Origin of the sequence: Paenibacillus sp. FSL K6-0108, from assembly GCF_045040695.1 — a bacterium.
In the GTDB taxonomy this organism is placed as follows: Bacteria; Bacillota; Bacilli; order Paenibacillales; family Paenibacillaceae; genus Paenibacillus; species Paenibacillus pabuli_B.
In genome coordinates this window covers 5,341,963-5,355,045 of record NZ_CP150288.1, presented here as the reverse complement: position 1 = coordinate 5,355,045, position 13,083 = coordinate 5,341,963, and the positions used below count along the sequence as shown (strand labels likewise).

The following is a 13,083-nucleotide window of genomic DNA, read 5'->3' as shown; positions in this document are numbered from 1 at the left end:
ATAGATTTCATTGAAGACCCGGTGCTCCTGATGGAGCAACCGGGTCTTTTTTTGTTTTTTTATTATCCTATCACATCGTTATGAACAAATTCTGAACAACTACTCTGAGTAATTCCGACAAAAAAAGTTGGAACGATCCCCCCATGATTAGACAGACTTTGAAAAGTGAGCTCCTTATACTTGTGAATATGCTCATGAATATCGGGATAACGTTATTTCGATATGCTGCGCGCAGGCAGGTGAAGAATGTGGTTGTTTATGTGGATCTTATTTTTTTGACGAACCTGTGTATTGATGGTGCACTCATCGGACTGACAGCCTGGATGCGCAAAACGAAGCTGGTCTGGTGGCGATGGTTGCTGTCCGCGATCGTGGGTGCGCTGTACGTCGTTATGATGTTTGTGCCGGAGTTTGATTTTATGTTCACCTTTTTGATCAAGTTTGGATTGTCTCTGGTGATGCTGAGTATTGCATTCGGGTTTAAGGGTCTTCAGGCATTTATGAGAACCTTAGGCACCTTCTATGTAATCAATTTTGTCGCCGCAGGGGGAATTCTGGGTGTGCATTACATGCTGCAAAGCTCTGGGGAATTGTTCAACGGCATTTGGTTTACGGCATCAGGTGGAATGTCTTTTGATCTGAAAATTGCCTTCTGGTTCACGTTTGTCGTTTTTTTTGCCGTGCTTTTTCTATTCAAAGCCGTGCAGAGCTCGAAACGAAAAACAGACCGAATGACAACGTACTTGGGTAAAGTGGAGGTCTTTATTGATGATGTGACTATTTCTTGTACAGGCCTTCTGGATACAGGAAATCAACTCACAGATCCCCTTTCACGTATGCCCGTCATGGTCATGGAGGTATCGTTATGGCAAGAAATGCTGCCTGCTGCATGGAAGGGCAGGTTGAAGGATGAGGCGCCGGACAACCTTATCATGGAGCTCGATCAGGAGGATTTCCACTGGCAGGATCGTTTAAGGCTAGTGCCCTATCGAGGCATTAACAAAGGAACTGCGTTTATGCTGGCAATGAAGCCAGACCGGGTGAAGGTAACGATGGATGAGATGTGTTATGAGACGACTAAGGTACTAATAGGGTTGGACGGGGGCGTACTGTCATCCGATGGAAAATACCAGGCCGTGATTCACCCTGAGCTTGTGCAAGACGCTGCTTCTGCGCAGTCTACGGCTATCTCTGCGGGAGCAACAGAAAAGCCGCTGAATGTGGTATAGGAGGAACGTACATGCTTGTAAAATGGAAACTGGTGGCGCAGTTGCAGTACTATCGTTTATTATTTCTGCTTGGGTTGAAAAGTGAAGAGATTTATTATATCGGAGGCAGTGAGGCGCTACCGCCCCCATTAACACGTGAAGAAGAAGAATTTTTGTTGCAAAAGTTGTCTTCAGGGGATTCAGCGATTCGTGCCATGCTGATTGAACGGAACCTGCGACTGGTGGTCTACATCGCACGCAAATTCGAAAATACAGGTATCAATATCGAAGATTTGGTCTCCATCGGTGCGATCGGTTTAATTAAAGCCGTTAATACATTTGATCCGGAAAAGAAAATTAAGCTGGCCACCTATGCTTCCCGTTGTATCGAGAATGAAATATTGATGTACCTGAGACGTAACAGTAAAATTCGTACAGAAGTTTCTTTTGATGAACCACTCAATATTGATTGGGATGGAAATGAACTATTATTATCCGATGTACTCGGTACGGAGAACGATACAATCTATCGGAATATCGAAGAACAGGTAGACCGGAAGCTTTTGCATAAAGCATTGGAAAAATTAACCGAGCGGGAGCGAATGATTATGGAGCTTCGCTTTGGCTTGACGGATGGGGAAGAAAAGACACAAAAAGATGTCGCCGATCTGCTTGGAATCTCCCAATCCTATATCTCTCGTCTCGAAAAAAGAATCATTAAAAGACTTCGCAAGGAGTTCAACAAGATGGTCTGAACAGGAGCATTTTTCATAATGGGTATTAATGGCAAGGATTCCAAGTGCGAATAAAAAAGCCTGCCCCGGAGATAATGTACATTAATGTTTCTCCTTGGGAGGTAAATCACGATGACCCGAAACAAAGTCGAGATTTGTGGCGTGGACACCGCAAAATTGCCTGTCCTCACCAACACAGAAATGCGGGAATTGTTTCATTCCCTTCAGCAGCACCATGATCGCTCAGCAAGAGAGAAATTAGTGAATGGCAACCTGCGTCTTGTACTCAGTGTCATTCAGCGCTTTAACAATCGGGGAGAGTTTGTCGATGATCTGTTCCAGGTTGGCTGTATTGGCCTGATGAAAGCCATTGATAATTTTGATTTATCCCAGAATGTCAAATTTTCAACCTACGCGGTGCCGATGATTATCGGTGAAATCCGTCGATACCTGCGCGATAATAACCCAATTCGGGTATCTCGCTCATTGCGGGACATTGCTTATAAAGCACTTCAGGTGCGTGACAGCCTGACGAATAAAAATTCCCGTGAACCGACGATATTCGAAATTTCTGAGGTGCTGAATGTGCCGAAGGAAGATGTGGTTTTTGCATTGGATGCCATTCAGGACCCGGTTTCGCTCTTCGAACCGATCTATCATGATGGTGGAGATCCGATCTATGTAATGGATCAGATCAGTGATGACAAAAACAAGGATGTATCCTGGATTGAGGAAATTGCACTGCGTGAAGCGATGCATCGTCTCGGTCAACGGGAGAAAATGATTCTGTCGATGCGGTTTTTCGAAGGGAAAACCCAGATGGAAGTGGCTGATGAAATTGGCATTTCCCAGGCGCAGGTATCCCGTCTGGAGAAATCAGCGATACAACAAATGCAGAAACATGTGAAGTCGTAACAAGGGTTAGCCAGAAGGCGATCAAAGGGAAGAGATATTCCTTTGATCGTCTTTTTGCTTTTTGAATTTCGATATCAGAGATATTTGGATTTGTTCGGTAGCCTTTCCTTCGAAAAAGAGGACATTTTTCGCGTATGAAACATATATTGTATAGAAGCGGAGAACGGGCAGAAGCGGATGAATCAGGGGGCGGGACCAAATGAAAGTGAATACAGGTGAACTGGTGGGTAGCGGGATGAAAATTTCGGATTTTCAAACCAAAGATGTGATTAACATTACGGATGGCAAACGTTTGGGCCAAATCAGCGATTTGGAGCTGGATCTGAAACAGGGACGAATTGAAGCGATTGTTGTACCGGGTTACAGCCGTTTTATGGGGCTTTTCGGCGGGGGGACAGATCTGGTTATCCCCTGGAGAAACATTGTGAAGATTGGATCGGATGTAATTTTGGTTAAAATGGATGAAATGAAGGAAAATAACTACGATGAGCGTGACCGTGAAGCCCGCTTGTATGACGAACAGAACAGCCGAATGGATCGGGTGGAGCGTATTGAACGGTTGAATCGGAACCAGCGCCGAACGATATAACCGAGACAGAATAGGGTTCATTTGGTACACTGGAAGTTGTGAGGTGAGAAAATGGAACCGTTTATTTTGGATAAGGAATTGCGGTCGGGAAGCCAAAACTCAAGTTGGGGTCCTGACCCGTTGTTATTATATGTGGAGCCGTGGAAAATGCAGTTTAAGCATATGAAAGCCGGTTTTACGACAAGGCAGGGTGGTGTTGGTAGCACACCTTACGCCAGTCTCAACTGTGCCTATCATGTGGGTGATGATCCGGCTGACGTGCTGAATAATCGCAAACTTGTGGCTGAAAAATTGGGTTTCCCTTTGGAATCCTGGACTTGTGGTGAACAGGTGCATGGTAAACATGTCGCTGTAATCACGGCTGAAGAGCGGGGCAAAGGTTTGCTGGATCGACAGTCTGCATTACAGGATACGGATGGGCTGGTCACGAATGTGCCTGGTGTGCTGCTGACTTCCTTCTATGCTGATTGTGTACCCCTTTATTTCTATGACCCCGTACAACAAGCGGTGGGGCTTGCTCATGCCGGATGGAAAGGTACAGTTGCCGGTATAGCCGAATCGATGGTCAAAAAGATGGAGCAGGAATATGGAAGTCGCAGACAGGATATTCATGCTGCAATAGGGCCCTCCATAGGAGATTGCTGTTATGAAGTGGATGAAGCGGTTATGCAGCATGTACGGGTTTGGCTGGAGGATTCCTCGGGTAATGATGAATACAAGAACTCTGCATCCAATCAAGTATATCGACCTGCAGGAAATGGCAAAACGATGTTAAACTTGAAAGAATGCAATCGACACATTATGATGAAAGCAGGAATATTGCCGGATCATATCGAATGTACAACTTGGTGTACAAGCTGCAATCCCGAGCTATTTTTCTCGTATCGTAAAGAAAATGGCATTACCGGGAGAATGGCGAGCTGGATTGGGCTGGAAGAGAGGTGACCCTCTGTGTCATTGGAGGAACGTATACAACTGGTAAATCAGAAGATCGAAGCCGCGTGTCAGCGCAGTGGCCGTCAACGTGAAGATGTGAATGTGATTGCTGTCACGAAATACGTCTCACTTGAAACAACGGGAGCTGTGCTGGACCACGGTCTTGAGCATATTGGAGAAAACCGCTGGCAGGATGCGCAAGCGAAATGGGAAGCATTTGGCCAGAAGGGAACCTGGCATTTTATCGGTCATTTACAGACGAATAAGGTGAAGGACGTCATTGGTAAATTCCGTTACATACATTCACTGGATCGTTTGTCCCTGGCCAAGGAGTTGGATAAAAAGGCGGCGTCTCTTGGCATCCAGGTAGAAACATTATTGCAGGTGAATATTTCGGGTGAAGAAAGTAAGTTTGGCTTGCAGCCTGAACAGGCGAGTTCCTTTTTGCGTGAAATCAGTTCGTTCAACAACCTGAAGGTCATCGGTCTGATGACCATGGCACCCCATGAGGAAGATCCGGAGCTTACACGTCCCGTATTCCGTGGACTGCGTGAGCTTAGAGACCATTTGAATGGACAAGCTTTGACAGCGGAGCCATTGACCGAGTTGTCGATGGGCATGTCCAATGATTTTGAAGTGGCGATTGAAGAAGGGGCAACCTGGGTTCGGCTTGGATCGATTCTCGTAGGAAAAGAGGAGGGTTCGCAATGGGCGTAATGAATAAGTTTATGAATTTCCTTGGGCTTCAGGAAGAGGAAGAGATTGTGGAACGTGAGCGTATGGCGGCACAAGAGGAACATGATCCTGATCAGCAGGAAGCTGAAACCTCAAGTCTCGATAAACGTAGAAACCAAAGGGGTAATAATGTGGTGAGCATTCATTCCCAGAAAAATGTTAAAGTCGTCCTTTATGAACCGCGTTCTTATGACGAAGCACAGGAGATTGCTGATCATCTGCGCTCCCATCGCACAGTTGTCGTTAACCTTCAGCGGGTTCGTCAGGATCAGGCTCTGCGGGTCATTGATTTTTTGAGTGGCACAGTGTATGCACTGGGCGGCGGTATTTCAAAAATTGGCGGCAACATTTTTCTCTGTACGCCAGATACGGTTGAAATTCAGGGTTCCATTACGGAAATACTGGCTGACAGCGAGCAAGATTATAACAGAATGAGGTGAGCCACTTTTGTATCAGATTGAAAGCGTGTTGTACACGTTATACCAGATTTACTTTTACATGGTCATTGTCTACATATTGATGTCATGGCTTCCCAACGCACGGGAGAGCTTCATCGGTGAATGGCTAGGTAAGTTTGTGGAACCATATTTAAGACCTTTCCGCCGATTTATTCCGCCTTTGTTCGGTGTGTTGGATATTTCACCGATTGTGGCGTTGATTGTTCTTCAACTCGCGCTTAATGGGCTGATCTCCATCCTCCGATACTTTGTATATTAAGGTTGGGTGAACATAGATGAGCGGTGAAATTTACGAGCATTTTAGTCATGATGAGCGGGATTTTGTGGATAAAGCCTCTGACTGGGTTGAACGGGCAGGTAAGTATCATGACATGAAGCTAACTGACTTTCTTGACCCTAGACAGGTCTTTATTTTACAAACACTTGTTAACCGTCGAGATGATGTACAGATTCGTCTGGATGGTGGTTATGAAACCGCTGAACGTAAACGTGCGCTGATTGCACCAGATTATCGGTATCTGGACGATGAAGATATGGGCATGCAGGTGATGAGCATTACGTCTGACGATCAGAAAATCAAAGAGCTGGAGCATGGGGACTATATGGGTGCCCTGCTCGGACTTGGCATGAAACGTGGCAAGATCGGTGATATTCAAGTGCTGGAGGACGGGTGCCACACGGTGGTGGCGTCGGAAACCGGCGCTTTTTTATCGCTTCAACTGAATCAGGTGCACCGGGTTCATGTGTTTACGGAGTTGTTGGCACTGGATCAGCTGAAATGGTCCGAGAGCAAACTGGAGACGATGGACATTACCGTGGCTTCCCTGCGTTTGGATGGCATCTGTGCAGATGTGTACCGGCTTAGCCGCAGTAAAGTTCTCGTTCCGATTAAGGCTGGCCGCTGTCGTGTGAATTGGAAGGTGGAGGAAGATCCGTCCAAAGCGCTGAAGGCGGGAGATGTGGTATCCATTCAAGGATTTGGTCGATTCAAGGTGATGGAACAGGATGGGGTGACCAAAAAGGGACGCTGCCGCGTAAAAATCGGCAAATTTGCCTAAGTGTGTTGCAGGAAAACCCGCTTTCTTGTCGAAATGTTTAAGGTAAAGGTGCAAAAAACATTCGGTGTTTCCGATATACATTAAGTGCAAAGGTTGATATGACCGCCAAAGGATCAGAGTCTGATCCTGCATTCCGTATTCCGTATTCGTTGCCAGGATTGGGCATCACATATACGGCCCCTTGGGTGGAACCCATATGCTGCAAACCTTCTCAGTCCGGGAAGGAACTTTTACAGGAGGTGGACAGCATGCCATTAACGCCGCTGGACATACACAACAAGGAATTTTCCCGACGCTTGCGCGGGTATGACGAGGATGAGGTCAATGAATTCCTGGATCAAGTCATCAAAGATTACGAAGGCGTCATTCGCGAAAACAAAGAGCTGAGCAATCAGTTGCTGTCCGTTCAGGAGAAGCTTGATCATTTTGCAACGATTGAAGAGACACTGAGCAAAACGATCATCATTGCGCAGGAAGCTGCGGATGATGTGAAGAACAATGCGAAAAAAGAAGCACAGTTGATCGTGAAGGAAGCCGAGAAAAATGCGGACCGGATCGTAAACGAATCGTTGTCTAAATCACGCAAAATTGCTTTGGAAGTCGAAGAGTTGAAAAAGCAGGCCTCCATTTATCGTGCCCGTTTCCGTACACTTGTGGAAGCACAGCTTGAATTGTTGACTCAGGATGGTTGGGAAGCGCTGGAGAGCCGGGAGCAGGAAGTCCGTGACCGTGAGCGGGAAATGAAGGAAATTTATTAGTCTATCCGCCTGGTTGACTTTTGCCTGTAAAGAGGCTATAACTATATTCATAATGAATAGTGATTCCATGACGGGTTCAGTACGTTATGATCTCATCCCTCAGAGAGTTGGCGTTTGGTGCAAGCCAATGGATGAGTTATAGCCGAATATCTCCCCGGAGAAGTGACGCTGAAGCGGTGAAGGATTGGCCGTGTGTAAGCGAAACCGTGAGCCGAACGTTATATCGGCACCCTGCTGTAGTTAAGCGGGGCATAAGCGCTGTTGATGACAGAGCATACCCAATTTGTATTGGATGTGGTTTGTGATGAACAGAATTAGGGTGGTAACGCGAGCATAACCTCGTCCCTTTCCAGGGATGAGGTTTTTTGTGTCCAAAAAAAGCAGCGAACGTCCATGAGGCCCGAAGGCGCCTCAAGGAGAGAGCCACTTGCCGGAGCAGCGAAAGCGTCCGGCAAACAGGTTTCGCCAAGGCGAGCGTGCATGAGGCCCGAAGGCGCCTCAAGGAGTAAGCCACTCGCCGGGCGAGCGCAGCGTCCGGCAAACGGGTTTCGCCAAGGCGAACATCCATGAGGCCCGAAGGCGCCTCAAGGAGAGAGCCACTCGCCGGAGGAGCGAAGCGTCCGGCACCGGGGTTTCGCCAAGGCGAGCGTCCATGAGGCCCGAAGGTGCCTCAAGGAGTAAGCCACTCGCCGGGCGAGCGAAGCGTCCGGCAAACGGGTTTCGCCAAGGCGAGCGTCCATGAGGCCCGAAGGTGCCTCAAGGAGTAAGCTACTCGCCGGAGGAGCGAAGCGTCCGGCACCGGGGTTCGCTAAGGCGAACGTCCATGAGGCCCGAAGGCGCCTCAAGGAGAGAGCCACTCGCCGGGCGAGCGAAGCGTCCGGCAAACGGGTTTCGCCAAGGCGAACATCCATGAGGCCCGAAGGCGCCTCAAGGAGAGAGCCGCTCGCCGGAGGAGCGAAGCGTCCGGCAACTCCCATCTCGCGGTAAGGCCCTGCGGCGTTCCCGAAAGGAACAGCCGTAAGAGGGCCGACTCCACCATCCCCCCCCCCTAGCGCAACGCCACCGCAGTTCCTGCCAAACACACCTCATTCCGGGTGTCCAGAGGGCGGAGCGCCTATGGGGTCCCCCTTGGCAGGGGGGATTTAGGGGGATTGAAACGCTTTTTGTGGACGGTCCACAATTTAACACACTCGAAAGGAAGATGATCATGCAACGAGTTGACGTCAAAGAAAAAGCACGTGCCAGAGAACTACGCGTGTTAAACAAATGGAAAACCGAAAATACATTCAAAAGATCCATCGAAAACCGGGAGGGCAAGCCGAACTTTGTATTTTACGAGGGACCTCCTACGGCCAATGGTAAACCGCATATCGGTCACGTTTTGGGACGGGTCATCAAGGATTTCGTGGGACGTTATAACACGATGAAGGGTTACCGCGTCGTTCGTAAAGCAGGCTGGGATACTCACGGTCTGCCTGTAGAACTGGGTGTTCAGAAAAAGCTGGGCATCTCCCACAAGTGGGAAATCGAAGATTATGGCGTGGAGAAATTCATTAACGAATGTAAAGCGAGCGTGTCTGAATACGAACAACAATGGCGCGATCTGACGGAAGGGATCGGCTACTGGACGGATATGGATAATCCATATATCACACTCGACAACAATTACATCGAAAGTGTTTGGAATATTCTGGCGACGATTCATGAAAAAGGCCTGCTGTACCGCGGTCATCGCGTGAGTCCGTACTGTCCGTCTTGTCAGACTACACTTAGCTCCCATGAGGTAGCCCAAGGGTACAAGGATGTCAAGGACCTCAGTGCCACTGCCAAATTCAAGCTGGACGACAGCGGTGAGTTTGTACTTGCCTGGACAACAACGCCTTGGACATTGCCTTCACACGTTGCACTTGCCGTGAATCCGGATATGGACTACTCCCGTGTTCGTCAGGACAACGAAGTGTACATCATGGCGACTAATCTTGTTGAGAAGGTCATGAAGGATGCCAAAGGTGAATATGAAGTCATCGGTTCCCTGAAAGGTTCTGACCTGGTTGGCAAAACGTATGATCCTCCGTTTAACTACGTGCAGGCTGAGAAAGCAAACATCATCCTGGGTGCCGGTTTTGTAACCGATGCAAGTGGTACAGGGATTGTACACATGGCACCAGCACATGGTGAAGATGACTATCGTGTATGTCGCGAGAATGGCATCAGTTTTGTGAACATGGTGGACCTGGAAGGCAAGTTTGTGCCACAGGTAACTGATTTTGCCGGACGTTTTGTCAAGGATTGCGATATTGATATCGTGAGATACCTGTCGGAAAAAGGACGCTTGTTCAGCAAAGAAAAATATGAGCACAGCTATCCGTTTTGCTGGCGTTGTGATACACCACTTCTGTACTATGCAATGGACAGCTGGTTTATCCAAACAACGGCAATCAAGGATCAGCTGATCGCGAATAACAGTGAAGTAGACTGGTACCCAGGCCACGTTCGTGACGGACGATTCGGGAAGTTCCTGGAAGATCTCGTAGATTGGAATATCAGCCGTGACCGTTATTGGGGAACGCCGCTGAACATCTGGGTATGTGAAGAGACGGGTGAACAATTCGCTCCTCATAGCATCGCTGAACTGCGTGCTCGTGCCATTGGCGACGTGCCTGAGAATCTGGAACTGCATAAGCCGTATGTAGATGACGTCAAAGTCATGAGCTCTTGTGGCAAATATGAAATGAAACGTACACCGGAAGTGATCGATGTCTGGTTCGACAGCGGCTCCATGCCGTTTGCCCAGCAGCACTATCCATTTGAAAATAAAGAAACATTCGAACAGCAATATCCGGCAGACATGATCTGTGAAGGGATTGACCAGACGCGCGGCTGGTTCTACAGCTTGCTGGCCGTATCTACACTTTTGACAGGCAAAGCGCCTTACAAAGCGGTTATGGCAACAGGCCACGTGCTCGATGAGAACGGACAGAAGATGTCCAAATCCAAAGGCAATGTTATCGATCCTTGGGAAGTGATCGAAGAATACGGTACAGATGCATTCCGCTGGGCTTTGTTGTCTGATAGCGCACCGTGGAACAGCAAGCGTTTCTCCAAAGGCATCGTGGGCGAAGCGAAATCCAAAATGGTGGATACGCTGGTCAACACCCATGCATTCCTGACGTTGTATGCTACGATTGATGGATTTGATCCACAGGAGCATCCGTTCAAGTTGTCTTCACATAACCTGGACCGCTGGATTTTGTCCAGACTGAACAGCCTGATTCTCGTTGTAGAAAAAGCGCTGGCGGTTAACGACTATCTGAACTCTTCCAAAGCCATTGAGGCGTTTGTCGATGAACTCAGTAACTGGTATATCCGTCGTTCACGTGACCGTTTCTGGGGCAGCGGATTGACAGAAGACAAACTGGACGCTTACCGTACACTTACCGAAGTGCTGGTGACTACATCGAAGCTCGTAGCTCCGTTCACTCCTATGCTTGCAGAAGATATCTATTTGAACCTGACTACAGGTGAGAGTGTACACATGGATGATTATCCGGTGGCCAACGAATCCCTGATTAATCTGGATCTGGAGCAGGATATGGAGACAGCGCGCCGAGTTGTTGAACTTGCCCGTAATGTACGTAACGAAACAGGCATCAAGACACGTCAACCGTTGTCTGAACTGATTGTTTCCTTGGATAAAGGCTTCAATCTGGCGAGTTATGAAGAGATCATCAAGGATGAGATCAATGTCAAGAGTATTCGTACCGAACATGATGATGCGGATTTCGTTGATTTCACGTTGAAGCTGAATCTGAAAGTAGCAGGCAAAAAATACGGTAAAAACGTAGGTTTCCTGCAAAACTTCTTCAAGGGAATGTCAGCAGATGAGACACGTAAAGTGGTGACAGAAGATGTTCTGAACGTCGTTTCACCCGAAGGCGAAGAGCTGCAAGTGACGGGTGAGGAACTGCTGGTGGAAAAACAAGCCAAATCCGGTTTTGCCTCGGCATCTGGCTATGGTCTGACGGTGGCTCTCAATACGGAGATCACAGCAGAACTCGAACAGGAAGGTTGGGTCCGTGAAGTCATTCGTGCAGTTCAAGACACACGGAAAAAGCTGGATCTACCAATTGAGAAAAGAGTTCGTTTGACGCTGGATGTGGACGCTGTTCTGCAAGAAGCGATTCAGGCTTTTGATCATGTGCTGCGTGAGAATGTTCTCGTTACCGAAGTGACCTTCGGAACGAATGATTCGATGCAACGCATTGAAGCCGGAGGTAAAGCCATCGGTGTATATATCGAGGGGTAATACAGTAATTTTCACGTAAGGCGTTCCTGGAAAAAGGATTGCTTTGTCAGACTTTAACGGGGACAGAGTAACTCTATTTCAAATAGGACAGTATATAGAGACAGACATGCCAACGAGCCTCAGATGCAGGAGATCAATCCTGTGTCCTGGCTCGTTTGGTTTTTCAGCAAATGGGCAATGATTTCTATTGTGCAGACATTCTATATACATCAAAGGAACTGAGTAAATTATGAACGAACAGGATACCCAATCGCCATCTAATTCAGAATCTACGATGCATTCCAAGAATGCGGAGGACAAGATTGAAGAACTTCACAAGCTCACCAACCGTCTCGCGAATGAACTCGAACGTTCACGCATCGCCCAGTACACAGAATTGTTAAATCGGCCGTGGAAGCTGATAGGGCTTAATCTGTTATCTGGCACTGCAAGAGGTGTGGGGATCGCCATCGGTTTTACTTTTTTTGCAGCAACGATCATTTATGTGTTACAAGTGCTAGGCGCGCTAAATCTTCCCATCGTGGGTGATTACATCGCAGATATTGTACGGATTGTGCAGCGACAGTTGGAATTAAACACTTATTAGGTTACCCGTAGGTTAATACGAGTCATCGGACTCGACATCCGGTTCTAAAAGTCCGTCGCCTTCACGGTTCTCCAGATACTGTCGATATTGCCGATTGCGCACGATGGACACATCATGACCGTAGATATCAGTAGCGACAAAGCTCTCATATGCCTCAACGCAGCCCTCCACTTCGTCAGTGGCTTCAATCGCCATTACGTCATAACTGTCGATGTCGCGTCCCTCAGCCATAGCCGGAGTATTGGAGGTGCCCCAACTTTCAACAATCTGCCATGCGTCTTCGCCGTCAAATCCGTTCTGGTCATCACGTTCATCCAGGCTTGTGCGGCCAAAGGCAGGAGCGAGGAACTCTTCTTCGACAGGGCGATTTTCGGAAACAATGGTTTCTGGTTGATGCTTTTTGCAATATTTGGTGTAAGGAACAGCTTCCATGCGCTCATAGGGGATAGGCTGCTGACACACGGCGCAAGTTCCATAATGGCCTTCTTCGATGGAATGAAGAGCAGAAACGATGCGTTCCAGTTGAAATTCATCATGCTCCAGCAGGGAAATATCCTTTTCGCGATCATACATCTCGGTAGCTACATCACCCGGGTGGTTGTCAATCGGTGATAATTCACCTGTTTGAAGCTTCATGGAGTCACCAAGACCATAATGTTCGTTCTGCTCCAGTCTATGTTCAATATCGCGCTTTTCAGTTATCAATTGGGAACGTAAGGATTGCAGTTGTTTGGCAGTAAAATGTGACATCATTTTCCCCTTTCTGTTCCGTATGAACTCCGGATTTTAACTCTGTTGTA

Annotated in this window: 13 protein-coding genes and 1 other annotated feature; of the genes, 12 read left to right on the top strand and 1 reads right to left on the bottom strand. The window is 47.8% G+C overall.

Annotated features, from left to right (window positions below; genetic code table 11):
- Positions 1 to 248 precede the first annotated feature (248 nt).
- The 12 genes from spoIIGA (at position 249) to MHB49_RS24350 (ending at position 12,283) form a co-directional block, all read left to right on the top strand.
- On the top strand, positions 249 to 1,229 hold the full coding sequence (spoIIGA, locus tag MHB49_RS24405) for a sigma-E processing peptidase SpoIIGA (protein WP_405157232.1): 981 nt from the start codon (positions 249 to 251) through the stop codon (positions 1,227 to 1,229).
- An 11-nt stretch (positions 1,230 to 1,240) separates the two neighbouring features.
- Positions 1,241 to 1,963, top strand: coding sequence for an RNA polymerase sporulation sigma factor SigE (sigE, locus tag MHB49_RS24400; RefSeq protein ID WP_017687308.1), 723 nt, complete (start codon positions 1,241 to 1,243; stop codon positions 1,961 to 1,963).
- A gap of 111 nt (positions 1,964 to 2,074) precedes the next feature.
- Complete coding sequence (gene sigG / locus MHB49_RS24395) at positions 2,075 to 2,857, top strand: RNA polymerase sporulation sigma factor SigG (protein ID WP_024628410.1); 783 nt, start codon at positions 2,075 to 2,077, stop codon at positions 2,855 to 2,857.
- Positions 2,858 to 3,056: 199 nt separating this feature from the next.
- Positions 3,057 to 3,446 (top strand): YlmC/YmxH family sporulation protein, encoded by a 390-nt coding sequence (locus tag MHB49_RS24390; protein ID WP_405153309.1) that lies wholly within the window; start codon positions 3,057 to 3,059, stop codon positions 3,444 to 3,446.
- A gap of 51 nt (positions 3,447 to 3,497) precedes the next feature.
- Complete coding sequence (pgeF, locus tag MHB49_RS24385; RefSeq protein ID WP_405153308.1) at positions 3,498 to 4,391, top strand: peptidoglycan editing factor PgeF; 894 nt, start codon at positions 3,498 to 3,500, stop codon at positions 4,389 to 4,391.
- 6 nt (positions 4,392 to 4,397) lie between these two features.
- Positions 4,398 to 5,099, top strand: a complete 702-nt coding sequence (locus MHB49_RS24380) for a YggS family pyridoxal phosphate-dependent enzyme (RefSeq protein WP_405153307.1) — start codon at positions 4,398 to 4,400, stop codon at positions 5,097 to 5,099.
- The gene (locus MHB49_RS24375; RefSeq protein WP_063566976.1) at positions 5,090 to 5,557 is read left to right on the top strand and encodes a cell division protein SepF; all 468 of its coding nucleotides are present in this window, start codon (positions 5,090 to 5,092) and stop codon (positions 5,555 to 5,557) included. The genes MHB49_RS24380 and MHB49_RS24375 overlap by 10 nt, the downstream gene beginning before the upstream one ends.
- A 7-nt stretch (positions 5,558 to 5,564) precedes the next feature.
- Positions 5,565 to 5,834 (top strand): YggT family protein, encoded by a 270-nt coding sequence (locus tag MHB49_RS24370; protein ID WP_301290087.1) that lies wholly within the window; start codon positions 5,565 to 5,567, stop codon positions 5,832 to 5,834.
- Between the two features lie 16 nt (positions 5,835 to 5,850).
- Complete coding sequence (locus tag MHB49_RS24365; protein WP_405153306.1) at positions 5,851 to 6,633, top strand: RNA-binding protein; 783 nt, start codon at positions 5,851 to 5,853, stop codon at positions 6,631 to 6,633.
- Between the two features lie 248 nt (positions 6,634 to 6,881).
- Positions 6,882 to 7,391, top strand: a complete 510-nt coding sequence (locus MHB49_RS24360; RefSeq protein WP_063566974.1) for a DivIVA domain-containing protein — start codon at positions 6,882 to 6,884, stop codon at positions 7,389 to 7,391.
- A 58-nt stretch (positions 7,392 to 7,449) separates the two neighbouring features.
- Positions 7,450 to 7,741: a binding site (T-box leader), on the top strand.
- A gap of 857 nt (positions 7,742 to 8,598) precedes the next feature.
- Positions 8,599 to 11,697: an isoleucine--tRNA ligase gene (gene ileS / locus MHB49_RS24355; protein ID WP_405153305.1), complete on the top strand. Its 3,099-nt coding sequence runs from the start codon at positions 8,599 to 8,601 to the stop codon at positions 11,695 to 11,697.
- Positions 11,698 to 11,971: 274 nt separating this feature from the next.
- Positions 11,972 to 12,283, top strand: a complete 312-nt coding sequence (locus MHB49_RS24350; protein ID WP_405157231.1) for a DUF5665 domain-containing protein — start codon at positions 11,972 to 11,974, stop codon at positions 12,281 to 12,283.
- A gap of 12 nt (positions 12,284 to 12,295) precedes the next feature.
- Here MHB49_RS24350 and MHB49_RS24345 read toward each other — a convergent pair whose 3' ends face one another.
- Complete coding sequence (locus MHB49_RS24345; RefSeq protein WP_405157230.1) at positions 12,296 to 13,033, bottom strand: TraR/DksA C4-type zinc finger protein; 738 nt, start codon at positions 13,031 to 13,033, stop codon at positions 12,296 to 12,298.
- Positions 13,034 to 13,083: the final 50 nt, after the last annotated feature.

Coding starts and splice junctions, on each gene's coding strand:
- sigE (WP_017687308.1), top strand. CDS start 1,241: ATGCTTGTAAAATGGAAACTGGTGGCGCAGTTGCAGTACTATCGTTTA.
- sigG (WP_024628410.1), top strand. CDS start 2,075: ATGACCCGAAACAAAGTCGAGATTTGTGGCGTGGACACCGCAAAATTG.
- MHB49_RS24390 (WP_405153309.1), top strand. CDS start 3,057: ATGAAAGTGAATACAGGTGAACTGGTGGGTAGCGGGATGAAAATTTCG.
- pgeF (WP_405153308.1), top strand. CDS start 3,498: ATGGAACCGTTTATTTTGGATAAGGAATTGCGGTCGGGAAGCCAAAAC.
- MHB49_RS24375 (WP_063566976.1), top strand. CDS start 5,090: ATGGGCGTAATGAATAAGTTTATGAATTTCCTTGGGCTTCAGGAAGAG.
- MHB49_RS24365 (WP_405153306.1), top strand. CDS start 5,851: ATGAGCGGTGAAATTTACGAGCATTTTAGTCATGATGAGCGGGATTTT.
- MHB49_RS24360 (WP_063566974.1), top strand. CDS start 6,882: ATGCCATTAACGCCGCTGGACATACACAACAAGGAATTTTCCCGACGC.
- ileS (WP_405153305.1), top strand. CDS start 8,599: ATGCAACGAGTTGACGTCAAAGAAAAAGCACGTGCCAGAGAACTACGC.
- MHB49_RS24350 (WP_405157231.1), top strand. CDS start 11,972: ATGCATTCCAAGAATGCGGAGGACAAGATTGAAGAACTTCACAAGCTC.
- MHB49_RS24345 (WP_405157230.1), bottom strand. CDS start 13,033: ATGTCACATTTTACTGCCAAACAACTGCAATCCTTACGTTCCCAATTG.